The sequence below is a fragment of the uncultured Flavobacterium sp. genome, assembly GCF_963922255.1.
Lineage (GTDB): Bacteria > Bacteroidota > Bacteroidia > Flavobacteriales > Flavobacteriaceae > Flavobacterium.
Genome location: NZ_CAWUIC010000003.1, coordinates 137,398 through 159,849, shown reverse-complemented (window position 1 = coordinate 159,849; position 22,452 = coordinate 137,398). Strand labels below are relative to the sequence as shown.

The window sequence follows — 22,452 nt, the reverse complement described above, 5'->3', positions numbered from 1 at the left end:
AAAAAATTAAGGTGTTGGAGGAGGTGGAGGTAATGTTCCATTTTGTCCACCTGTATCACCTTCGCCTGTTGCGTACTGTGTTGGTGTTTCTTCAATTACACTATCGGTTGTACAAGATGTACTTGCTATTGACATAAAAATAATTGCCATTAAAACATATATTTTTTTCATGATTTTAAAAATTAAAAATTATACATAGGCATGACTGTTTGAGGTTTTCTCAAAAGGGTTGTTAAGACAGTCATGCTGTTAAAAAATGTTTTGGGAAGTGAAGTGGCTAAATCAGAGAAGTCAGATTATACTTCCCGAATAAAAATTCTAATCTGTTTAGCATCACTTTTTTTAGAAGTAGTTTTGTACATTTGTTCTTATCGCGAAATAGAACAAGAACTAATTCTGAGGCAAAGAAATGAGGTTTTTGTTATGGTTTTTATACGGAATTCCGGTTGTTCCGATGATTCCGATGAATTCTGAATAATTCTTATAAAATTTAGTATAGCTTATGAATAAAAATACTCTTGAGACTTATTTGATTGAGATAAAAAAGAAATATAATGATGAGAAAAATGGCAATCATTCTACCTTTTTAAACAATCCAACTCCTGCGTCGATTCGTAATTTGTGTGTAGAGATTTTAAAATGTACAGCAACAAAAAATGATTATAAGATTTTGAAGCATTTTTTTGATTTAAAAGAAGATGATAAGGATAAAAAAAATATTGAAAATTTTGATATTGATAAGTTAAAACCAATTTGTAATTTTTTTAAAGGGAAGACAGAAACACCTAAACATGATTTAATTGATATTATGGCTCTTTTAGTGGGTTTGGAGCCAAGACCTTTAACTAAATATTTAAAAAGTAATGAAGTAGAAAAGCCACCTGTTATTATTAATGTTGTTAATGCTAATTCTGAAGAAAAAAAATCAGATGATTTTGTAAAGAAACCTTCGAAGGGTTTTAATAAAATAAAATATATAATAATAGCTCTAATGATTTTTATAGTTGGGTTTTTTTTTATGTATCTTTTTAACAATAAAAAAAAGTGTATGCAATGGCAAAACAATCATTATGTCGAAGTAGAATGTGAAGTAAAAAATTTTGCAAACATTAATGATGTTGTGCCTATTAATACAAATCAATTTTCTTTAGAAAAGATTGAAGTGGATTCGACAACAGTTTTTTTTAAAGGAGATAAACCACTCGTTTTTTATTGTAAGGTAAATGGTGAACCAGAATATTTCAATCAATTGGGGATGCATCCAGAAACTGGAAAAGCTTTAAAGCCTATATCTCATTATATTATTGATAAATACATTAAGAATATTGAAGATTAATTTTCTCTAAAACTTTTTTAACATTTAATTAACCCCTCTTAAAATTGATAGATTCAAAAAATGATATAAAACAAACATAAATGGAATTAGTCTACAGGCTTTTGATTCAGATTTTTTTATTTTAAATCCTGGGCATTTATGTTCAGGATTTTTTTATTTTAGCTAAATTCATTTGCCTCTTTTAAATCTTTGTTTTTTGTTATATTTTTTACTTTTTATAGTTTTTATTTTAATGATAAGACTCTATAATTCTATTATAGAACCTTTTTATGCCTATTTATTTGGTAAGCCTTTTTACGTGCATTTTTATCTTAAACCCAAAAGATTAACATTAACTCAGCTTTATATTCTTACCAATGAATTTGAATTTTATAAAAAATTAAATTCTAAAGCAAAAAGATATTTTGAGCATAGAGTAGCATCATTTATTGAAAAATATCCCTTTTATGGTAAAGATGGTTTGATAATCACAGATCAAATGAAAGTTCTAGTTGCTTCAACAGCTGTAATGTTAACTTTTGGAATGAGAAAATACCTGTTTACTTTAATTGATAAAATCATCATTTATCCAGATGTTTATTATTCCACAATAAATAAGGATTATCACAAAGGTGAATTTAATCCAAGAATGAAAACTATAGTTTTTTCATGGAAACATTTTTTGGAAGGTTATGAGATAAGTAATGATAATTTAAATTTGGGACTACATGAGTTTTCACATGTACTGCATTTTCAAGGAAAAATAAATAAAGATATTTCTGCTACGATTTTTTCGGTTACTCATGATGAAATTTTAGAACAAGTTAAAAGACCAGCAAATTTTAAACGATTGGTTAATTCTAATTATTTTAGGGTTTATGCCTACACCAATCAGTTTGAATTTATTGCAGTAGTTTTAGGGCATTTTTTCGAATCACCAATTCAATTTAAAAAAGAATTTCCAGAATTATATGAAAAAGTAAGATCAATGATTAATTTTTCGGAATAATTTATTATTACCTAATATTTATCATATTTTTTTTGTAAATTTAAGCATAACTTTATTTTATTAATCTCAAAAATAGATAGTTATGAAGCAAAAAGTTCCAGTGTCAACCATTATGACACAAAACGTAATTAAATTAAATCTTAAAGATGATTTAACCAAAGCTGAATCTTTATTTAAGAAAAATAAAATCAGACACATTCCTGTGGTTAATGGCAATAGAATTATAGGAATGTTGAGTTACACCGATTTATTACGAATTTCATTTGTAGATGCTGTTGATGATGAAGATGAAGTAGTAGACGCAACAGTTTATAATTTGTTTACTGTGGAACAAGTAATGGCTAAAAATTTAGTAACCATTAATCCATACACAACTATAAAAGAAACTGCAGAAATTTTATCTAGTAAAGAGTTTCATGCATTGCCGGTTGTAGAAGGAGATTTGTTGGTTGGAATTGTCACGACAACAGACTTGATAAAATACTTAATCAGTCAGTATGAGTAATTTATTTTCATTAAAAATGTTAAATAATTAATTTTGTGTTGATTTTATTCTTAATATTGTGTTAAACATAAAAACATAAATTATGAACAAAAAAATTACATTATTGATGTTTTCTTTTTTATTTGTTGTATCCATTGGTCAAAAAATTAGTGCTCAACAAATATTTAGTAATGGTCCTATCTCAACAGGAACTACTACGACTGGAGGATCAGTTGCTCCAACGGGTTATACATGGTCAGAACTACAGACGCCAAACACATCTCTTGGAAGTGGAGCGATTTACAATAATGCTCTAACTTCAGATTTTGCTTTAGCTGATGAATTTGTTGTTCCAGTTGGTCAAATTTGGAATTTAACCAGTGTTGATTTTTTTGGATACCAAACAAGTTATACAGGAACAACAATTCCAATTGATGTATTAAGAGTTAGAATATGGAGTGGAGATCCTGCACTTTCTACATCAACTATTGTTTTTGGAAATATGACAACAAATCTACTTAATACTGCAAATAGCGGAGAAGCATTTATGTATAGGACTTCTGCAACTGTAGGTACAACAAGGAAAATATGGAAATTTAATGCTAATGTAACTGCCTCATTGCCTGCAGGTACATATTGGGTTGAAATGCAAGTTCATGCTATTAATGATGGAAGTATTTTTTTTCCTCCTGTAACCATTCTAAATACTTTAAGTAATACTTCATGGAATGCTAAACAAAGAACTGCAACAGCATGGGCAAATTTAATGGATGGTGGTTCTGGAAATACTTTGGCTTTTCCTTTTAATATAAACGGAGCGATGGTTTTATCAGCTGAAAAAAATCAATTTGAATCTAATGTTTTAATTTATCCAAATCCAGTAGAGAATAATATTACTATTTCAGACGGTTCAAATAGCTCTGATGGGTTAATTGAGGTTTTTGATGTTACTGGAAGACTTGTTGAATCATTAAAATCTTCTTTTAGTACAGATGTTATTTTAGATGTTTCAGGTTTAAATTCTGGAAATTATATATTAAAATTACAATCAGAAAACGGAATTGCAGTTAAAAAGTTTGTAAAATTATAATTTGAAAAAAGTTATATTTTAAAAGCCATATGCTATAGTATATGGCTTTTTTGATACTTATTTTGTAATTTTCTTCAAATCTACTATTGTTGCAATAGGGTCATCTGCTCCAAACACATAACTTCCGGCAACTAATACATCAGCTCCAGCATCTACTAATTGTTTTGCATTTTTATTGGTAACACCACCATCAATCTCAATTTTAGTAGAAGCGTTATTTCTAGTAATTATTTCTTTTAATTGTTTTACTTTTTTATAGGTATTTTCAATAAAAGATTGTCCTCCAAATCCAGGATTAACACTCATGATACAAACTAAATCAATGTCATTAATCACATCTTCTAATAAAGATACATTTGTGTGCGGATTTAACGCAACACCTGCTTGCATTCCTTCTGCTTTAATCGCTTGTAGTGTTCTGTGTAAATGAGTACAAGCTTCATAATGAACAGTCAAAACATCTGCACCTAATTTTTTAAAAGTTGAGATGTATCTATCAGGGTCAACAATCATTAAATGCACATCAATGGTTTTTTTAGCATGTTTTGATATGGCCTGTAAAACGGGCATTCCAAAAGAAATGTTAGGTACAAAAACACCATCCATAATGTCAATATGAAACCAATCGGCTTCACTGTTGTTAATCATTTCGATGTCTCGTTGTAAGTTAGCAAAATCGGCAGCTAATACAGAAGGTGCAATTAAAGTGTTTTTATTCATTTTTAGTTGTGTTGTTGTTTGTGCAAAGATAGTTTTTAGTTTAAATGTTTAAAAATTGTTTCGAGTTTTATTTGTTTTATGTTTTAATCAAATAAAGCTTAATGGTTTATAATTAATGTACTAAAAAGCAAAATTCCGGAAACTCGAACGAAGTGAACAGACTGGAGTTTTGATCCCCAAAAAGCAAAACTCCGGTAATCAGCCGGAGTTTCAATCATCAATCAAAAAACGAATAGTCTTAGACTATTGTTCACGTTTATTAGGTTTTACCCTAAATATGTTTTTAATATTTTACTTCTAGAAGTATGCTTCAATCTTCTAATAGCTTTTTCTTTAATTTGACGAACACGCTCACGAGTTAAGTCAAAAGTTTCTCCAATTTCTTCTAAAGTCATTGGGTGTTGGTCTCCTAAGCCAAAATACAAACGAACCACATCAGCTTCTCTTGGAGTTAATGTTTCTAATGCTCTTTCAATTTCAGTTTGTAATGACTCATGAATTAATTCTCTATCTGGATTTGGAGATTCACCTGAACGTAAAACGTCATAAAGGTTTGAATCTTCTCCTTCCACAAGAGGTGCATCCATTGATAAATGACGACCAGAGTTTTTCATTGACTCTTTTACATCATTTACTGTCATGTCTAATTCTTTTGCAATTTCTTCAGCAGAAGGTGGTCTTTCATTAGATTGCTCTAATAAAGCATACATTTTGTTGATTTTATTGATAGAACCAATTTTGTTTAATGGCAAACGCACAATACGAGATTGCTCAGCTAAAGCTTGCAAGATAGATTGACGAATCCACCAAACAGCGTAAGATATAAATTTGAAACCACGCGTTTCATCAAAACGTTGAGCTGCTTTGATTAAACCTAAGTTTCCTTCATTAATTAAATCAGGAAGTGTAAGCCCTTGATTTTGATATTGTTTGGCAACAGAAACTACGAAACGTAAATTTGCTTTGGTTAGTTTTTCTAAAGCTCGTTGATCACCAGCTTTAATTCGTTGCGCTAATTCTACTTCTTCATCTGCAGTAATTAGGTCAACTTTTCCAATCTCTTGTAAATACTTGTCAAGGGATGCAGTTTCACGATTCGTTACCTGCTTAGTAATTTTAAGTTGTCTCATTCTTTTTCTAACACTTTTTTAGTTGTGTACAATTGTTATACGTAAAGGTTTCAAAAAAGTTACAAAAGTTTTAAAATAAATTATTCAAGTAAGTAATTTTCTATTTTGTTTGTAAAGAAATCTATCTTTTGAAACATTCTATTAAAGAAGATTTTTTGATCTTTTTTTCCTGCTTTTGAAATAGATTTCGAATTTTTTAATTGGTTTGTAATAAATGTTTTTTCTTCTTCGCAAATATTTTTATCATTTGTTACATAATAGCTTAACATATTATGAGGAATAAAAAAAGATGAATTATTATTATTGATACACAAAACAGTATTGTTTAAAACTAATAATTCATTGTAAAATAATTCAAAATTTGAATTACTTACTTGTACTTTGTTTTCTATTGTAGTAATTATTTTTTTTATATCAGCAATTATCTGTAAAGCGTTATTGTAATTTAGTAATCCAGCTTCATAAAAGTAATATAGTTGTTGCAGCGAACTATTAATAGTAGTATCGTTCCATATTTCAATTCTGTTAGCGTTTTCAAAAATAGAAATTAGATTAGATGATTCTTGAAGCATAGATTCTTCAATTTTAAAATTTTCAAAACTTATATTTTGTTCAGAGGTTAATATGTTAAGCCAAACATAGATTTTAAATTTTGATAACAAACTTCCTCCAATAGTATAGTGCAATGGAATATCTTTGGCTGAATAATAAACAGTAGAATCATTTGACTTAAATTTGCTTAACAATAAGGCTGATTTTTCTAAATATATTTTAAAATCAGCAACTGTTTTTATTGTTTTTGTTTTTTCTAGAATGTGTTTTTCTTCATTCTTAAATAGAGAATCCATTGCTATATCATAATGAGTGCAAAGTAAAACGGCTTCTTCTATAGAGAATTTACTTTTATTTGAAACTCTTCTGTGTGATGCATCATAACTAATATTTAAAACACTAGCGATTTCTTCAATTATAGAAACTCCGTCACCAAGTTTTTTTCTAATAGCGTTTAAAAGCAAGTTTTGTGTGTTCATTTTTGCGATTTTCACAAATATATAATTATTTATAATTAAATGTCACAAATTTATTTGCGATAAACCAAATAAATTTGTTTTGAATTTTTAAACGTACAAGTCATGAAAGAATCAAATTTATTGAAAGATAGCATCAACAAAATTATGTGTTGTAGTGAAGATTTATCGATTTTTATATCAAAAGAACTCAAATCCTATTCGTCTATAATAAATAGATTAATGCGAAAAATGTATGCCAAAAGCTATTTAGTTTTTTTCATGTTTATTTCAGTGTGTAGTTATGCTCAAAATGACAGTATTTCTTATGAAATGCACACTCAGATTTTCAGTTTGTCACCAATTTCCAAAAAAGTAGATAAAGTAAATGGTTTAGTATTTGGTGCTGGTCATTTTGAAAATAGAAATATTGAAAATCAAACTATAAACGGATTAAATCTTGAAATTAATGGTGCTCCAATTGCAGGTGCATTTATAGGATTTATAGCAATTATGTATTTGCCTGAAGTCATAAAAAACAACAACGTGCCTATAACGGGAGAAAATGATTTTGAGAAAATTGAAAATTGGAAGATTACACCCTATTTAAAAATCAATGGAATTAATATTTCAACGGGTTGTTTTTTTACAAGAACTTCAATGAATGGTTTAAATGTTTCATTAGCTAATAAATACAATGATTTTAATGGTGTTTCAATTACTGCAATAGGGAATATTAGTGATAATCATAACGGAATTGCTATTGGTTTGCTTAATGCAAATAATAATCTAAAAGGGATGAATGTAGGAGTTTTTAATCTTACTTATGAATTAAAAGGGCTACATATTGGTGTTGTCAATTACGTTAAAATAAATAAAGGTTTTCAAATAGGAGTTTTTAATCGTTCGTATTCAAAAGGATTACAAGTTGGAATTTGGAATGTAAATAACAAGAGGTCATTACCTTTTATAAATTGGTAAGCTATGAAAAAGATACATTGTTTTATGATGTTTGTTAGTTATTTAGGATTTTCTCAAAATGATTCAATTTCTAAAAGTGAATACGAAAGAGTTTATATTGAAGTTGGTGTGATAAAACCATTAGGAAAAATGGTAGATAAGTTTGAAACCTCTCCAAGTGTTGGTTTTTGGTATAGAACTAAAATTGTTAGAGAAGATTATGTTGATCTAGGATTTAATATTTTCATGCCAATTAAAGCTAGAGATATTGATTTTAAATATAGAGATTCTATTGTGAGTTATAAATCTAATCATTTTGGTATTTCAGCTGGAACAAGGTTTTCTAAAGGGATTTCCATGTCAAATCAAATAAAAGATTTTAATTTGGAGTGGAATTCAGGAATTGGATTTATATTTAATTTTTATGAAGCACCAGATGAATTAGATTTTGGTGAAAATAAATCTAATCATGAAATTTTATGTTCTTTATATTTGTCACAAGGAATCAAACTAAATTATAAAAATATTGGTTTACAATGTCATTATAATTTTTCACCTTATAACTTGTTTAATGAATATGTAAATGAAAAATATGGCTCACACAGTTTACTATTCGGATTAGTTTATAGACAGTAACAAAAGCCTCATTTGATAAGAATGAGGCTTTATTGTTTTACTTAATTTGCTTTCCTTTTAAAGTGTTTACAAATAAGATTGTACCTAATTTATCATAAAGATTAAAAATTTTAATTCCTTTTGTTTTAATAGAACTTTCGTGAAAACCTAAAATAGTTAAATCAGCAAATTTTGACGTTTCGTTGATTAATTCAATTTTGTCATCAGACTCGTCAATTGGAATAACTATTATGTTTTTTGGTGAAATAGGTAATCTTCCAGTTGTGGTTAACTCAGTCAAGTACGCTTTTTCTTGTTCGATATTAACTTTGTTAACGGCTGCAAATATTTTAATTTCGGCACCTTTCCAATCTCTATGACCTAAAATAATGTAAGATAATAAGATCATTAAATTAGCATTTTCATAATCTTCTTTCTTAACCCAAACATGAATTTCATTTCTATATCCAAATCCTTTGTCTGAACTAGCTAACACGCATAAATCATAATTGGCACTTTGAATAAGCTTGTAATTATCCACTACATCAGTTAACCATTCTGTTGTTCCTTTTTTAAACTCAAACAACATCATATTATTAGAATGGCCTGAAATTCCAGGTTGCTGTATGGCTTGAACAATAGCATTTGTGTTTGAAGGTGAAATTATGGTTTCTAAAAACACATTTGATTTTGTATTATTGGCTATTTTAATTAGCTTTTCTAATTTCTCATCAGCAATTTCTTTAGATTGTTTGGAGAAATAATCTTTTTCATAATGAATGTATGTTCCAAAGCCGTAGCGATTTGAAATCCACTTCATCATTTCAAAAGCAGTTAATCTGTCAAAAGAATCTTTTGATAAACATAAAACACCTGGTCTCCAATAATCATCTGATTTTTCCTTGTCTGTTTTTTGAAGAAAGACTTGTAAATTTCGACTAAACTGATGAATTACACCTTGAAAAATGTTGGCCATTCCTTTTTTAGATTCATTCTTATGTGTGATGTAAAAGTAAATTCCAACCATCAATAAAATGGAAGCAACAGCATAAACTGTATTGATTTTAAACATCAAATAGACACACAAAATTGCACCAAGTAAAGATAAATACCATTTTGATTTAAACGAAGGTCGGTAGGCCGGATCAGCTGCAAAATGTTGCATAAATGAGATTAAACATAAGGAACCATAAGTCACCATGAAAAACATCGAAATTACTTCAGCTACAGCATTAACATCTCCCATTAAAACAAAAACTAAAGCAATGACACTAGTCAAAATGGTTGCGTTTCTAGGTTCGTTTTTCTTTGGAGTTCCTTTTGCAACCCATTTATTCACTTTGTCTCTTGGAAATACATTATCACTACCTATAGCTTGCAATGTTCTTGGAGCAACCATAAACGAACCTAAAGCAGAAGAAATAGTTGCAGCTGCTAAACCTATGGGAATAATTGGTCCCCAATACGCAATTCTACTCATCACCAATTGGTCGTTTACTAAATCATCTGGAGAAGCAGAATAAGAAAGTTTTAATGCAATAAAGACATAAATTACCATCCCAATTATTGTTGCAGCTAATGTTCCCATTGGAATAGATTTTTTTGGGTCTTTTAAATCTCCTGATAAACCTACACCAGCTGTCATTCCTGTAAAAGCTGGAAAAATAATGGCAAAAACAGCAAATATACCCACTTTTGAATCTACATTTTTAAACAATAAAGAACTATCATATGTAGCTGCATAATCAGTTGTTCCAGCAAAAAACATGACCAACGAAATAAATAATATGCCAACAACAACATATAACGCTTTCATGCCTAAATCAGCACCTTTTGTTACCATTAATCCAATTAAAATCAATAAAGCAGGAATGCTAAATATTCTATTGTCATAAATAGTATATCCAAATTCAATTTCGATTATTGGTTTTAAGGCTTCAAAAGATTCTGCAAATGCAATTACATAAAATGCAACGCTAATAGCTTGAGAAAGATATAATGCAATTCCAATGGAAGCACCAACATTTACACCAAATGAACGTGAAATGATAAAATATTCTCCACCACCTTCTACTTTCTGATTGGTTGCTATTTCAGCTAAAGCCATAGCTGTAGGAATTGTTACTAAGTGTCCAACTATAATTATTAGTAATGTTCCAATAAAACCTACTTCTCCAACAGCGTAACCAAAACGTAAGAACATAACTGCTCCAAGAATGGTTGAAATGGCTGTTAAAAAAACAGGTAATGTTCCAAAATTGGCTTTTAAGTTTTGTAGATTTTTTTCCATTCTATGATTAGATTCTAAATTTCACACAAGATAAGCTAAAAAGATACCTAAAAAAAATCCTGTTGCAAATGAATGCAACAGGATTTTATATGAATTAAATAATCGAATTAACCTTGTGGTTTATCTTTTTTCTCGATAGGCTTTTCTTCTCTAGGAGGTCTAGGTAATAATGCTTTTCTTGAAACTTTTTCTTTTCTTGTTTTTGGATCAACTCCAAAATATTTTACCATGAATACATCACCCATCTTTACAACATCAGTAACGTTTTCGGTTCTTTCCCAAGCTAATTCAGAAACGTGTAATAAAACTTCATTTCCTGGTGCTTGTGTGTATTCTACAACTGCTCCAAAATCTAACATTTTGATTACTTTTACTTCATAAGCTTCCCCAACTTCAGGTTTGAAAATGATTGAATCAATTTTAGCCATAACCGTTGCAATTCCTGCTGGATCAGTTCCTAAAATTTCAACAATTCCTTCTTCTGTAATTGGATCTTCATTGATAACTATAGTTGTTCCGGTAGCTTTTTGTAATTCTTGAATTACTTTTCCTCCAGGTCCAATTAGTGCTCCAATAAATGCATTTGGAATTCTTCTTGTAATGATTTTTGGAGAATGAGCTTTTACATCTACCCTTGGTTGAGCAATTGTTTCAGTTAATTTTCCTAAAATATGTAAACGACCGTCTCTAGCCTGTGCTAAAGCCTGTTCCATAATATCATAGCGTAATCCGTCAATTTTAATGTCCATCTGACAAGCAGTGATACCATCAGCTGTTCCTGTTACTTTAAAATCCATATCACCTAAGTGATCTTCGTCTCCTAAGATATCAGATAAAACGGCAAAATTCGTTCCGTCAGTAATTAATCCCATGGCAATTCCAGAAACTGGTTTTGTCATTTGAACACCAGCATCCATTAAAGCCATTGTTCCTGCACAAACAGTTGCCATTGAAGAAGAACCATTAGATTCTAAAACTTCAGAAACCACACGAATTGTATAAGGACAATCAGCAGGAATCATGTTTTTTAAAGCACGTTGTGCTAAATTCCCATGTCCAACTTCTCTTCTAGATGTACCTCTTAAAGGTCTTGCTTCTCCAGTTGAAAAAGGAGGGAAGTTATAATGTAAATAGAATTTTTCTTCTCCTTGTTCAGAAGGTGAATCTATTTGATTTGCTTCTCTTGATGTTCCTAAAGTTACTGTTGCTAATGCTTGAGTTTCTCCACGAGTAAATAAAGAAGAACCGTGTACAGAAGGTAAATAATCAGTTTCACACCAGATAGGTCTGATTTCTGTAGTTTTTCTTCCGTCTAAACGTGTTCCTTTTTCAAGAATTACATTTCGAACAGCTTCTTTTTGGGTTTTATATATGTATTTACCAATTAATTCAGATAAATCAGCATTTTCAGCATGATCTTCTTCAGTAAATAAAGCTTTAATTTCTTCTTTAATTTCAGCAAATTTTTCGCCTCTTTCGCTTTTTGCAGAAGCTTCTTGAGCTATTGCATAATATTTATCGTAAGAGAAGGCTTTAATTTTTGCATACACTTCTTCGTTTTCTGGTTCTCCATCGTATGTTCTATATTCTGGTGATCCAACTGCTGCACGCAATTTTTGTTGAGCGGCTACTTGAACTTTAATAGCTTCATGAGCAAATTTAATAGCTTCAACCATTTCTGCTTCAGAAATTTCATGCATTTCTCCTTCAACCATGGCAACAGAATCCATTGAAGCACCAATCATCATATCTAAATCTGATTGTGCTAATTGTTCTCTGCTTGGGTTGATTACAAATTTACCATCCACACGTGCAACACGAACTTCTGAAATTAAATTGTAAAAAGGAATATCTGATACTGCTAATGCTGCTGATGCTGCTAAACCTGCTAATGCATCTGGCATAACATTATCATCATGAGACATTAATTGAATCATTACTTGAGTTTCAGCGTGATAGTCATCTGGGAAAAGTGGACGCAATACACGGTCAACTAATCTCATGGTTAAAACTTCACTGTCACTAGGACGTGCTTCTCTTTTGAAAAATCCACCAGGAAAACGCCCTGCTGCTGCAAATTTTTCACGGTAATCTACTGTTAAAGGTAGAAAATCTACACCTGGGTTTGCTGTTCTTGCTGATACTGCAGTTGCAAGCAACATACAATCTCCCATTCTAACAACCACAGATCCATCAGCTTGTTTTGCTAATTTTCCAGTTTCGATTGAGATGCTTCTTCCATCTCCCAAATCGATAACTTCTTGAAATACTTTTGGAATCATAATTTTTTAATTCTTAATTAAACAAAGGGTTAGTTGTGTTGTAGTTGTTGTGTAGTTGTTTGAAACCCAATGAAAAACCGAACTTTTTCTAATATAAAACGTAAAATAAAAGGGGCACAAAGCCCCTCGTATTTATTATTTTCTGATGTTTAATTCTTTGATAATCGCACGATATCTCAAAATGTCTTTCTTAATTAAGTAATCAAGAAGACTTCTTCTTTTTCCTACTAAAAGTACTAACGAACGCTCAGTGTTATAATCATGACGATTTTTCTTTAAGTGCTCCGTTAAGTGTGAAATTCTGTGAGTGAATAACGCGATTTGTCCTTCTGCAGATCCTGTGTTTTCTGCTTTTCCTCCATGTTTAGCGAAGATTTCTGCTTTTACTTCTTTAGTTAAGTACATGCCAATATTATTTTTAATGATTATTATGTATGAATTGTATGGTAGCAATTCGGGTGCAAAGATAATCTTATTTCAAAACAAAACAAGTACTATTTAAATAATAATGCAACTTGCTCATTTACAAACTCTAAAAAGCGTTCGTCTGCTTCAGTAAATGGATCAATTACATGTGAATCAATGTCTATCTGACCTATGTTTTTCCCATTTACAAATAATGGAACAACAATTTCTGACTTAACAGTGAAACTACAAGCAATATAATTATCTTGAGCTGATACGTCTGGTACTACAAAATTTGCGTTAGACTCTGCCACTTGACCACAAATTCCTTTTCCAAAAGGGATAACAGTATGGTCTGTTTCTGCTCCAACATAAGGTCCTAGGTGTAAAGTTTTAGTTTCGTGATTGGCAAAATAAAATCCAACCCAATTGTAATATGAAATATTGTCTTGTAAGTATTGACAAATATTTTTTAGTTTTTCATCTCTTGTTGATGAATTGTTTTCTACAAATTCAATAATTGATGGTTTTAAAGATTCAAAGTTCATTTTCTATTTTTTTACAAAAGTATTTAATACAATTCATATCAAAAAACGAATTGATTTTATTTTAACTTATGTTTTTGGTTATGTTGAAAAGTAAAAACCAATATTGTTTCACTTAAAATGTATATTTTTGAAAAAAATTAAACTTGAAGGAAATTTTTATTCAATACAAACCCTTTTTTACCTTTTTAATAAAATTTGTTTTATTCTATTTTGTTTTTGCATATATCTATAACCAATTTTTAGATCAGTTTGATGTTTCAAAATTTGAGTTGGATTCAATAACAAAAATGGTTTCAAGTCATACTTCTTATTTGATGCATTTGTTTGGTGAAAATTATAGTATAATTCCAAACAACAATGAGGCTTCTATGAAAGTAATATATAATGGAAAGTATGTTGCTAGAATTATCGAAGGTTGTAACGCAATTAGTGTCATTATTTTATTCGCGGCTTTTATTTTTGCTTTTGCGTCAAATTGGAAAAAAACCTTTTTATATATAATCGTTGGAGCTGTTTTAGTTTATATTTTGAATGTTGTTAGAATTGGTTTATTAGTTTGGGCTATTTATTACTACCCAGCTTATGAAGAATTTTTACACGGAACAGTTTTTCCACTTTTTATATATGGAGTAGTTTTTATTTTGTGGGTAATTTGGGTTACAAAATTCTCTAAATATGCAAAATAAAACGATTAGATATTTTGGGATTTTCATTGCTTTCATTTTGATTGTAAGCATAAGATTTTTTGAAAGCAAATTGTTTTATGACCCTTTTTTACATTTTTTCAAATCTGATTATCATAATAAATCGTTACCGGATTTTGAAGGTTTTAAATTACTATTGAATCTTTTTTTAAGATATTTAGCCAATACATTACTTTCCATAAGTATCATTTATTTACTTTTTCAAAACAAAATGCATGTCAAAATTGCGTTGTTTTTGTATTTGATATTGTTTGTTGTGTTAATAATAGTGTTTTCATTTTTAGTGTTTGGATTAGATAAGCCTGATTATTTGCTGTTGTTTTATGTACGACGATTTTTAATTCAGCCTATCTTATTAATACTTTTAATTCCAGCATTTTACTTTCAAAAAAAAACTGAATAACATTTTTTTTCACTATCTTTAAGTATTAAAGTTAGTATTATGAAAGTTACTAAATTTTCTGGTGAAGTTGTTATATTTGATAAAGACAAGCTCAAGAAATCCTTATTCAAATCTGGAGCAAATGAAGAAGACGTTTTTCGTGTTCTTAATACAATTGAAAAAGAATTGTATGATGGAATTCCTACGAAAAAAATTTATAAAATGGCTTTTCAGCTGTTAAAAAAAGTTTCCAATGTTCATGCAGCAAAATATAATTTAAGAACGGCAATTATGGCTCTTGGTCCAGCTGGATTTTATTTTGAAAAATTCATTGCAAAAGTTTTTGAAATTGAAGGATATGAAACACAAACAAATTTATCTTTAAATGGAAAGTGCGTTTCACATGAAGTTGATGTCTTACTAAAGAAAAATGAAATTGTCAGCATGGTTGAATGCAAGTTTCATGGAAGTCAAGATGCCAAAACAGATGTAAAAGTCCCCATGTATATTTTATCAAGATATAATGATTTGGCTAGTCAAGAATTTACTTTTTTTAATGAAACTGCTAATATTGAAAAATGTTGGATTGTTACCAATAATCGCTTTACAGAAGATGCTATTCAATTTGCAAGATGTTCTAAACTAGAATTATTAAGTTGGAATTATCCTTCAGGAAATAGTTTGAAAAACAAAATTGATTTCCATCATATATATCCAGTTACTGCTCTAACGACTTTAACACTTTCTGAAAAAGACAAATTATTAACTCAAAATATTATTACTGCAAGAGAATTGTTAGCTAATAAAGATTGGTTGAATAAAATTGGTTTAAGTCAAACCCGAATTAAAAATGTATTAAAAGAAACCAATCAATTGTGTAATATTCTAAAACAATAAAAAATGAAAATTTACTTTTTAGGTGCTGCCGGAACAGTGACAGGTTCAAAATTTGTAGTTGAACACAACGAAACCAGAATTTTAATTGATTGTGGCTTGTTTCAAGGGTTAAAAGCTTTGCGAGAGTTAAATTGGCAACCTTTATCGATTTTGCCTTCAACAATTGATTTTGTTTTGCTTTCTCACGGACATTTAGATCATTGTGGTTGGTTACCAAAATTAGTAAATGATGGTTTTCTAGGAAAGATATTTTGTACTAGTCCTACCAAACAAATTTCTCAATTAATTCTTTTAGACAGTGCAAAAATTCAGGAAGAAGAAGCAGAAAGAGCTAATAAAGAAAATTATTCTAAACACAATCCAGCCAAACCTTTATACACTGTTAAAGATGCAGAAAAAGTAATTCCGTTTTTTAGAGTTGTCGATAAAGATTTAGAAGTTAAATTGACAGATGATATTTATTTCAAATTCTTTTACGCCAGTCATATTATTGGAGCTTGTTCCATAGAATTGCATATTGAGGATAAGGTTTTGGTTTTTTCTGGCGATATTGGTCAAGATGATGACGTTTTGCTTTATCCACCTGTTAAGCCTAAAAAAGCAGATTTTGTTTTCATGGAAAGTACGTATGGAAATAGGTTACATCCTGAGAATGATGTGATGTTTGAGTTGGAACAAATTATTAACAACACTTTTCGAAAAGGAGGAAATGTTGTGATTCCAAGTTTTGCTGTTGAGCGAGTTCAATCTGTTATGTATTTGCTTTGGCAATTAAAAGAGCAAAATCGAATTCCAAATATGCCTTATGTTATTGATACACCAATGGGAATAAGTGTTCTCGATGTTTTTTTGGAAAATACAAAATGGCATAAATTAAATCCACATCAGTGCGAAGAAATGTGTAAAATGTTTACCATGATTTCTTCTTATAAAGACACAATTGATATGATTTATAATGAAAAGCCAAAAGTAATTATTGCAGCAAGCGGAATGATAACTGGTGGAAGAGTGCTTTCCTATTTAGAAAGATATATTGTAGACGAAAAAAATACGGTTCTTATGGTTGGTTATCAAGCAGAAGGAACTCGAGGAAGAAAATTGCTAGAAGGTTCAAAAGAAATTAAATTCTATGGAAAATATTATCCAGTAAATGCCAATGTGTTGTTAGTGGAAGGATTATCTGCTCATGGTGATCAAAAAGACTTGATTAATTGGTTAAGTGAATTGGAAAATAAGCCTCAAAAAGTATTTTTAATTCATGGTGAAAATTCAGCTGCAGATGAACTTCGAATAAAGATTAATGAAACTTACGGTTTTGATTGTGTAGTGCCACTTTTAGAACAAATCATTGAAATTTAGAAAGTTTTAACGTCAAATTGATTTGAAATTCTTATTTTTGCCTTGATGAAATTTAAAAAACACATTAGTATACTTTTGGCATTTGTGGTTTTTATGGCTAACATAGGCTATAGTTTTACAGTACATTATTGTAATGATACTATTGCGTCTATTTCATTGAAATCTGATTTTGAAGAGCCTTGTATTGAAGAAATCGCTTCTTGTTGTGCTTTAGAAAATAATCATGATAAATGCTGTTCTGATAAAGTAATTAAGGTTGAAAAGAAAACCGATAATTTTGTTGCTAAACACATTAAAACAGGATTTGAATCTATTGTTTTTCAATCAAACACATCATTCGAATTTTTAAAAAGACAGGTTTTTTATACCAAAAAAGAAACTGTTGCTTTTTATTGCGATTCCAATGCACCACCCATTTATAAATTAAATTGCCAATTAGTCTTATACGCTTAATATTTAATGTTTTTATCAAATTAAAATTGATTAAATAACGTTAAATAAATAATTATGTATAGAAAAATAATATATCTATTATTATTGTTTACTTCGATAACGCAAGCTCAAAATGACGTAGTCAAAGGGAAAATAGTAGATGAAAATAATGAAACTTTATTAGGAGCAAATGTCTATTGGCTCAACACAAATATTGGTGTGGTTACCAATGAAAATGGTGAATTTGCCATTAAAAAATCAGATGAAACAACAAGTTTGGTTGTTAGTTATATTGGTTACAATACCAAAAAAATTGAAGTAGTTGACAATTCTTTCTTAACTATACAATTAAAAGCGGTTGAAGAACTAACAGCAGTTACCGTTTCAAAAACTTTAAAAAGCACAGAACATTCACTTTACAAAGCTACCAATGTACAAACAATGGGACAAAAAGAGTTGCTAAAAGCAGCTTGTTGTAATATTTCTGAAAGCTTTTCTACAAATCCATCCATTGATGTCAATTATTCTGATGCAGTTACTGGAAACAAACAAATCAAAATGTTGGGTTTAACCAGTCCATACATTTTAATTGCTGAAGAAAATATTCCTTCGGTTCGTGGAGCATCTCAAGCTTATGGTTTGTCTTTTGTGCCAGGAACTTGGGTTGAAAGCATTCAAATTACTAAAGGTGCTGGAAGTGTAATTAATGGTTATGAAAGTATTTCAGGTCAAATAAATTATGAAATATTAAAGCCTTCTGACGATATTCCATTTTTCTTAAATGCTTATGGATCTACAGATAGTCGTTTTGAACTGAATTCGCATTTCAATCAGAAATATTCTGACAAATTAAGTTCTACCTTATTTCTTCATGGAAATACAAGGTTGTCTAAAAACGATATGAATGATGATGGTTTTTTAGATAATCCTATTGGAAAACAAGTCAATATTTTAAACCGTTGGCAATATAATGATGCTGAAAAAGGAATAGTGAGTTTCTTAAATCTTCGTTATATGAATGACGAAAAACAAGCTGGTCAAGTGGTTTTTAATCCAGATGTAGATAAATTAACGACTAACGCATGGGGAAGCGAAATCAACACTGAAAAATTTGAAATTTCTAATAAAACAGGTTATGTTTTTCCAGATATGCCTTATCAAAGTATTGGTTTTCAAAATTCTTTTCAATCGCACAATCAAGAGTCTTATTTTGGTTTAAACCAATATGACATAGATCAAAAAAGTTATTATTCTAATTTGCTTTTTAGTTCAATAATTACCAATACAAAAAATAAATTTACAACAGGTGTTAACTTTACGTATGATAAATATAAAGAGTTTGTGGCAGTAAATTTTGCTCAAGATTTTTCTAGAATTGATAATTCAGTTGGAGCTTTTTTTGAATATGACTATGATAATTTAGAAAATTTTCAAGTTGTAGCTGGAATTAGAGTAGATAACCATAACCGTTTAGAAACATTTGTAACTCCAAGATTACATATTAGATATAATCCTTGGAAAGACGCTGTTTTAAGAACTTCAATTGGAAGAGGAAAACGAGCTGCTAACATATTTGCAGAAAACCAACAATTATTTGCCTCAAGCAGAAATTTCTCCATTTTAAATTCAGATGGAAAATTATATGGTTTAAATCCAGAAATTGCATGGAATTATGGTTTGAGTTTTATTCAAAATTTCAAATTGTTTGGAAAAGATGCTGATATAGTTTTGGATTATTATAGAACAGATTTTCAAAATCAAGCTGTTGTAGATGTAGATTTTAGTCCTCAGCAAGTTGTTTTCTATAATTTGGAAGGAAAAAGTGTGGCCAATTCCTTTCAAGCTGAATTCAATATTGAATTAAAAAAGCATTTGAATTTAAAAACAGCTTACAAATATTATGATGTAAACACCGATTATATTGTTGGAAATCTTCAAAAAGCACTACAAGCTAAAAACAGATTTTTCGCAAATTTAGCCTTTGAAACGCATATTTTAGAGAAAGGTCAACAATGGAAATTTGATGCAACATACAATTGGTTAGGAAAACAACGTTTGCCAATTACAGCAAGTAATTTGCCAGAATACCGTTTAAATGAATTTGGAGAAGCATTTGGAGTTGTAAATGCTCAAATTACAAGAACATTTTCTAGTACATTTGAAATGTATGTTGGTGGAGAAAATATTGGTAACTACAAGCAGAATAATGCAATTGTTGGGGCAAATGATCCCTTTGGTTCGTATTTTGATAGTAGTATGATATATGGGCCAGTTTTTGGTCAAATGTATTATGCAGGTTTACGATTTAAAATAAAATAGCGTTTTTTTTGATTTTAGGATTTTCAGAAACATAATAATAACAATAAATAATAATAAGATGAAAAAATTAATTTTAGTTCTATTGCTTTCTTTTGCTGGGTTGTCAATGAATGCTCAAGACAAAGCCGTTAAGAAAAGCAAAAACAAAGAAGTAATTATAAAAGCTTCAGGAAACTGTGAAATGTGTGAAAAACGCATAGAAAAAGCCGCTTTTTCAGTAAGAGGTGTAAAGAGTGCTGAATGGCATGTGGATTGTCAAGATATTCACGTAATTATTGATGAAAATAAATGTAGTAAAGAAGATGTTGCCAAAGCAATTGCGGCTGTTGGTCATGATACAGATTTAATTAAAGCTTCAGATGATGTTTATGAGGATATGCATAGCTGTTGTCAATATGAAAGATTGTAATATTTAAAGGCAATAAAAAATCCCGATAAGATTAATTCTCATCGGGATTTTATTTTATTAACTAACTTCGTACTTTAAAGTTACATCATTCCAGGCATTCCTCCACCCATTGGCATTGCTGGAGTATCTTCTTTGATGTCGATTAATGCACATTCTGTAGTAAGTATCATTCCAGAAACTGAGGCAGCATTTTCTAATGCTACACGAGTTACTTTTTTAGGGTCAATAATTCCTGCTTTCAGCATTTGAACATATTCACCGGTTTTAGCATTGAAACCAAAATCAGCTTTTCCATCTAAAATTTTTGCAATTACTACCGATCCTTCACCACCAGCATTTTCAACAATAGTTCTTAATGGAGATTCAACGGCTCTGTTTACAATTTGAATTCCAGTTGCTTCATCAGCATTTTCAGCTTTTAATTTAGTTAAAGCAGCTTTTGCTCTAACTAATGCAACTCCACCACCAGCAACTATTCCTTCTTCAACAGCAGCTCTTGTTGCATGTAAAGCATCATCAACTCTGTCTTTTTTCTCTTTCATTTCTACTTCAGAAGCAGCACCAACATATAGAACAGCAACTCCACCAGCTAATTTAGCTAAACGTTCTTGTAGTTTTTCTCTATCATAATCAGAAGTTGTAGTTTCAACTTGCGCTTTGATTTGATTTACTCTTGCTTTGATATTGTCTGGAGAACCAGCACCGTTTACAATTGTAGTATTGTCTTTGTCGATGGTTACGTTTTCTGCAGTACCTAACATTTCTAAAGTAGCATTCTCTAATGAATATCCGCTTTCTTCAGCAATTACAGTTCCACCAGTTAAAATTGCAATGTCTTCCAACATCGCTTTTCTTCTGTCCCCAAAACCTGGAGCTTTTACAGCTGCAATTTTTAAACCACCTCTTAATTTGTTAACTACTAGTGTAGCTAATGCTTGTCCGTCAACATCTTCTGCAATGATTACTAATGGTTTTCCAGACTGAGCAACTGGTTCAAGAATTGGGAGTAACTCTTGTAAGTTTGATATTTTTTTGTCGAATAATAAGATATATGGATTATTCAACTCAGCAATCATTTTATCAGCATCTGTTACGAAGTAAGGTGATAAATATCCTCTATCAAACTGCATTCCTTCAACAACATCAACATATGTATCAGTTCCTTTTGCTTCTTCCACAGTGATTACACCTTCTTTTCCTACTTTGTCAAATGCTTGAGCAATTAGTTCACCAATAGTATCATCATTGTTGGCAGAAATTGAAGCGATTTGCTTTATTTTTTCAGAAGAATTTCCAACAGTTTGCGATTGTTTAGCTAAATCTTCAACGATTGCTTCAACAGCTTTGTCGATTCCTCTTTTTAAATCCATTGGATTTGCTCCAGCTGCAACGTTTTTTAAACCCTCTTTTACAATTGCTTGTGCTAAAACTGTTGCAGTTGTTGTTCCATCACCAGCTAAATCATTGGTTTTTGAAGCTACTTCCTTAACCATTTGAGCTCCCATATTTTCTAAAGGATCTGCTAATTCTATTTCTTTAGCCACAGAAACACCATCTTTAGTTACTGATGGTCCACCAAAAGATTTACTAATGATAACATTTCTTCCTTTTGGTCCAAGAGTTACTTTAACTGCATTTGCTAATGCATCAACACCTCTTTTTAAGCCATCTCTTGCTTCTATATCGAATTTAATATCTTTTGCCATTTTAATTTATTTTTTATTATTAATCCGTTGGCTAAAGCCTAACGGCAATTTAATTGTCTTAATACTTTAATTAAATAATTGCGTAAATTTCTTCTTCTTTCATGATAAGGTAATCAATACCTTCATATTTTAATTCTGTACCTGCATATTTACCATACAATACTGTGTCGCCAACTTTTACAGTCATTGTATGATCTTTTTTACCGTTTCCTACTGCTACAACTGTTCCTTTTTGTGGTTTTTCTTTAGCAGTGTCAGGTATGATTAATCCTGAAGCGGTTGTAGTTTCTGCAGCCATTGGCTCAATTACTACTCGATCTGAAAGTGGTTTAATGTTTAATGACATAGTTTTATGTTTTTTTATAATTTTAAATTGTTGGTTTCTAAAT

At 30.1% G+C, this 22,452-nt stretch carries 23 protein-coding genes; 13 read left to right on the top strand and 10 right to left on the bottom strand.

Going from position 1 to position 22,452, the window contains the following annotated elements; all coding sequences use genetic code 11:
- Positions 1–6 precede the first annotated feature (6 nt).
- The gene (locus AABJ49_RS04450; RefSeq protein WP_338376371.1) at positions 7–171 is read right to left on the bottom strand and encodes a hypothetical protein; all 165 of its coding nucleotides are present in this window, start codon (positions 169–171) and stop codon (positions 7–9) included.
- A gap of 331 nt (positions 172–502) precedes the next feature.
- Between AABJ49_RS04450 and AABJ49_RS04445 the strand changes: the two genes are divergently transcribed.
- The 4 genes from AABJ49_RS04445 (at position 503) to AABJ49_RS04430 (ending at position 3,898) form a co-directional block, all read left to right on the top strand.
- Complete coding sequence (locus tag AABJ49_RS04445; RefSeq protein ID WP_338376369.1) at positions 503–1,336, top strand: hypothetical protein; 834 nt, start codon at positions 503–505, stop codon at positions 1,334–1,336.
- A 232-nt stretch (positions 1,337–1,568) separates the two neighbouring features.
- A complete protein-coding gene (locus tag AABJ49_RS04440) occupies positions 1,569–2,324 on the top strand; it encodes a zinc-dependent peptidase (protein WP_338376367.1) in 756 nt (251 codons plus the stop codon).
- 82 nt (positions 2,325–2,406) lie between these two features.
- Positions 2,407–2,829, top strand: a complete 423-nt coding sequence (locus tag AABJ49_RS04435) for a CBS domain-containing protein (protein WP_338376365.1) — start codon at positions 2,407–2,409, stop codon at positions 2,827–2,829.
- 82 nt (positions 2,830–2,911) lie between these two features.
- Positions 2,912–3,898 (top strand): T9SS type A sorting domain-containing protein, encoded by a 987-nt coding sequence (locus AABJ49_RS04430; RefSeq protein WP_338376363.1) that lies wholly within the window; start codon positions 2,912–2,914, stop codon positions 3,896–3,898.
- Between the two features lie 57 nt (positions 3,899–3,955).
- On the opposite strand, the gene rpe is transcribed toward AABJ49_RS04430, so the two are convergent.
- The 3 genes from rpe to AABJ49_RS04415 all read right to left on the bottom strand — a co-directional run bounded on the left by rpe (position 3,956) and on the right by AABJ49_RS04415 (position 6,779).
- Entirely contained in the window at positions 3,956–4,618 is a 663-nt protein-coding gene (rpe, locus tag AABJ49_RS04425; protein ID WP_338376361.1) for a ribulose-phosphate 3-epimerase, read from the bottom strand.
- Between the two features lie 266 nt (positions 4,619–4,884).
- The gene (locus AABJ49_RS04420; RefSeq protein WP_008256407.1) at positions 4,885–5,748 is read right to left on the bottom strand and encodes a sigma-70 family RNA polymerase sigma factor; all 864 of its coding nucleotides are present in this window, start codon (positions 5,746–5,748) and stop codon (positions 4,885–4,887) included.
- Between the two features lie 80 nt (positions 5,749–5,828).
- Positions 5,829–6,779 carry a hypothetical protein gene (locus AABJ49_RS04415; protein WP_338376356.1) on the bottom strand — a complete coding sequence of 317 codons (951 nt, stop codon included), beginning with the start codon at positions 6,777–6,779 and terminating at the stop codon, positions 5,829–5,831.
- A gap of 102 nt (positions 6,780–6,881) precedes the next feature.
- On the opposite strand from AABJ49_RS04415, the gene AABJ49_RS04410 reads away from it, so the two are divergent.
- Together AABJ49_RS04410 and AABJ49_RS04405 are read left to right on the top strand one after the other, a co-directional pair.
- Entirely contained in the window at positions 6,882–7,736 is an 855-nt protein-coding gene (locus AABJ49_RS04410; protein WP_338376354.1) for a hypothetical protein, read from the top strand.
- Positions 7,737–7,739: 3 nt separating this feature from the next.
- The gene (locus AABJ49_RS04405; RefSeq protein ID WP_338376352.1) at positions 7,740–8,351 is read left to right on the top strand and encodes a hypothetical protein; all 612 of its coding nucleotides are present in this window, start codon (positions 7,740–7,742) and stop codon (positions 8,349–8,351) included.
- Positions 8,352–8,388: 37 nt separating this feature from the next.
- Here AABJ49_RS04405 and AABJ49_RS04400 read toward each other — a convergent pair whose 3' ends face one another.
- The 4 genes from AABJ49_RS04400 to AABJ49_RS04385 form a co-directional block, all read right to left on the bottom strand.
- Entirely contained in the window at positions 8,389–10,620 is a 2,232-nt protein-coding gene (locus AABJ49_RS04400) for a hypothetical protein (RefSeq protein ID WP_338376350.1), read from the bottom strand.
- Positions 10,621–10,727: 107 nt separating this feature from the next.
- Positions 10,728–12,902 carry a polyribonucleotide nucleotidyltransferase gene (locus AABJ49_RS04395; RefSeq protein WP_338376348.1) on the bottom strand — a complete coding sequence of 725 codons (2,175 nt, stop codon included), beginning with the start codon at positions 12,900–12,902 and terminating at the stop codon, positions 10,728–10,730.
- Between the two features lie 135 nt (positions 12,903–13,037).
- Positions 13,038–13,307, bottom strand: coding sequence for a 30S ribosomal protein S15 (gene rpsO / locus AABJ49_RS04390; protein WP_338376346.1), 270 nt, complete (start codon positions 13,305–13,307; stop codon positions 13,038–13,040).
- 89 nt (positions 13,308–13,396) lie between these two features.
- On the bottom strand, positions 13,397–13,855 hold the full coding sequence (locus tag AABJ49_RS04385; protein WP_338376344.1) for a GAF domain-containing protein: 459 nt from the start codon (positions 13,853–13,855) through the stop codon (positions 13,397–13,399).
- A 143-nt stretch (positions 13,856–13,998) separates the two neighbouring features.
- Here AABJ49_RS04385 and xrtF point away from each other — a divergent pair, with 143 nt between their 5' ends.
- Genes xrtF through AABJ49_RS04350 form a run of 7 tightly spaced genes read left to right on the top strand, consistent with a single transcriptional unit; the run spans position 13,999 to position 20,357 of the window.
- The gene (gene xrtF / locus AABJ49_RS04380; RefSeq protein ID WP_338376342.1) at positions 13,999–14,541 is read left to right on the top strand and encodes an exosortase family protein XrtF; all 543 of its coding nucleotides are present in this window, start codon (positions 13,999–14,001) and stop codon (positions 14,539–14,541) included.
- Positions 14,531–14,962 carry an exosortase F system-associated protein gene (locus tag AABJ49_RS04375; protein ID WP_338376340.1) on the top strand — a complete coding sequence of 144 codons (432 nt, stop codon included), beginning with the start codon at positions 14,531–14,533 and terminating at the stop codon, positions 14,960–14,962. Before xrtF ends, AABJ49_RS04375 begins: the two co-directional genes overlap by 11 nt.
- A gap of 39 nt (positions 14,963–15,001) precedes the next feature.
- The gene (locus tag AABJ49_RS04370; protein ID WP_338376339.1) at positions 15,002–15,838 is read left to right on the top strand and encodes a restriction endonuclease; all 837 of its coding nucleotides are present in this window, start codon (positions 15,002–15,004) and stop codon (positions 15,836–15,838) included.
- Between the two features lie 3 nt (positions 15,839–15,841).
- On the top strand, positions 15,842–17,197 hold the full coding sequence (locus AABJ49_RS04365) for an MBL fold metallo-hydrolase (RefSeq protein ID WP_338376338.1): 1,356 nt from the start codon (positions 15,842–15,844) through the stop codon (positions 17,195–17,197).
- Between the two features lie 45 nt (positions 17,198–17,242).
- Positions 17,243–17,650 carry a hypothetical protein gene (locus AABJ49_RS04360; RefSeq protein WP_338376337.1) on the top strand — a complete coding sequence of 136 codons (408 nt, stop codon included), beginning with the start codon at positions 17,243–17,245 and terminating at the stop codon, positions 17,648–17,650.
- Between the two features lie 54 nt (positions 17,651–17,704).
- Complete coding sequence (locus AABJ49_RS04355) at positions 17,705–19,948, top strand: TonB-dependent receptor (protein WP_338376336.1); 2,244 nt, start codon at positions 17,705–17,707, stop codon at positions 19,946–19,948.
- A 58-nt stretch (positions 19,949–20,006) separates the two neighbouring features.
- Entirely contained in the window at positions 20,007–20,357 is a 351-nt protein-coding gene (locus AABJ49_RS04350) for a metal transporter (RefSeq protein ID WP_338376335.1), read from the top strand.
- Positions 20,358–20,437: 80 nt separating this feature from the next.
- On the opposite strand, the gene groL is transcribed toward AABJ49_RS04350, so the two are convergent.
- Both groL and AABJ49_RS04340 read right to left on the bottom strand, forming a co-directional pair.
- A complete protein-coding gene (groL, locus tag AABJ49_RS04345) occupies positions 20,438–22,063 on the bottom strand; it encodes a chaperonin GroEL (RefSeq protein ID WP_338376334.1) in 1,626 nt (541 codons plus the stop codon).
- Between the two features lie 70 nt (positions 22,064–22,133).
- Positions 22,134–22,409 carry a co-chaperone GroES gene (locus tag AABJ49_RS04340; protein WP_338376333.1) on the bottom strand — a complete coding sequence of 92 codons (276 nt, stop codon included), beginning with the start codon at positions 22,407–22,409 and terminating at the stop codon, positions 22,134–22,136.
- Positions 22,410–22,452 lie beyond the last annotated feature (43 nt).

Excerpts from the sequence above, each read along its gene's own strand:
- AABJ49_RS04450 (WP_338376371.1), bottom strand. The coding sequence starts at position 171 with ATGAAAAAAATATATGTTTTAATGGCAATTATTTTTATGTCAATAGCA.
- AABJ49_RS04420 (WP_008256407.1), bottom strand. The coding sequence starts at position 5,748 with ATGAGACAACTTAAAATTACTAAGCAGGTAACGAATCGTGAAACTGCA.
- rpe (WP_338376361.1), bottom strand. The coding sequence starts at position 4,618 with ATGAATAAAAACACTTTAATTGCACCTTCTGTATTAGCTGCCGATTTT.
- AABJ49_RS04395 (WP_338376348.1), bottom strand. The coding sequence starts at position 12,902 with ATGATTCCAAAAGTATTTCAAGAAGTTATCGATTTGGGAGATGGAAGA.
- AABJ49_RS04400 (WP_338376350.1), bottom strand. The coding sequence starts at position 10,620 with ATGGAAAAAAATCTACAAAACTTAAAAGCCAATTTTGGAACATTACCT.
- AABJ49_RS04375 (WP_338376340.1), top strand. The coding sequence starts at position 14,531 with ATGCAAAATAAAACGATTAGATATTTTGGGATTTTCATTGCTTTCATT.
- AABJ49_RS04360 (WP_338376337.1), top strand. The coding sequence starts at position 17,243 with ATGAAATTTAAAAAACACATTAGTATACTTTTGGCATTTGTGGTTTTT.
- AABJ49_RS04365 (WP_338376338.1), top strand. The coding sequence starts at position 15,842 with ATGAAAATTTACTTTTTAGGTGCTGCCGGAACAGTGACAGGTTCAAAA.
- groL (WP_338376334.1), bottom strand. The coding sequence starts at position 22,063 with ATGGCAAAAGATATTAAATTCGATATAGAAGCAAGAGATGGCTTAAAA.
- AABJ49_RS04430 (WP_338376363.1), top strand. The coding sequence starts at position 2,912 with ATGAACAAAAAAATTACATTATTGATGTTTTCTTTTTTATTTGTTGTA.
- AABJ49_RS04385 (WP_338376344.1), bottom strand. The coding sequence starts at position 13,855 with ATGAACTTTGAATCTTTAAAACCATCAATTATTGAATTTGTAGAAAAC.
- AABJ49_RS04405 (WP_338376352.1), top strand. The coding sequence starts at position 7,740 with ATGAAAAAGATACATTGTTTTATGATGTTTGTTAGTTATTTAGGATTT.
- AABJ49_RS04415 (WP_338376356.1), bottom strand. The coding sequence starts at position 6,779 with ATGAACACACAAAACTTGCTTTTAAACGCTATTAGAAAAAAACTTGGT.
- AABJ49_RS04435 (WP_338376365.1), top strand. The coding sequence starts at position 2,407 with ATGAAGCAAAAAGTTCCAGTGTCAACCATTATGACACAAAACGTAATT.
- AABJ49_RS04370 (WP_338376339.1), top strand. The coding sequence starts at position 15,002 with ATGAAAGTTACTAAATTTTCTGGTGAAGTTGTTATATTTGATAAAGAC.
- AABJ49_RS04410 (WP_338376354.1), top strand. The coding sequence starts at position 6,882 with ATGAAAGAATCAAATTTATTGAAAGATAGCATCAACAAAATTATGTGT.
- AABJ49_RS04355 (WP_338376336.1), top strand. The coding sequence starts at position 17,705 with ATGTATAGAAAAATAATATATCTATTATTATTGTTTACTTCGATAACG.
- AABJ49_RS04440 (WP_338376367.1), top strand. The coding sequence starts at position 1,569 with ATGATAAGACTCTATAATTCTATTATAGAACCTTTTTATGCCTATTTA.
- AABJ49_RS04340 (WP_338376333.1), bottom strand. The coding sequence starts at position 22,409 with ATGTCATTAAACATTAAACCACTTTCAGATCGAGTAGTAATTGAGCCA.
- rpsO (WP_338376346.1), bottom strand. The coding sequence starts at position 13,307 with ATGTACTTAACTAAAGAAGTAAAAGCAGAAATCTTCGCTAAACATGGA.
- AABJ49_RS04350 (WP_338376335.1), top strand. The coding sequence starts at position 20,007 with ATGAAAAAATTAATTTTAGTTCTATTGCTTTCTTTTGCTGGGTTGTCA.
- AABJ49_RS04445 (WP_338376369.1), top strand. The coding sequence starts at position 503 with ATGAATAAAAATACTCTTGAGACTTATTTGATTGAGATAAAAAAGAAA.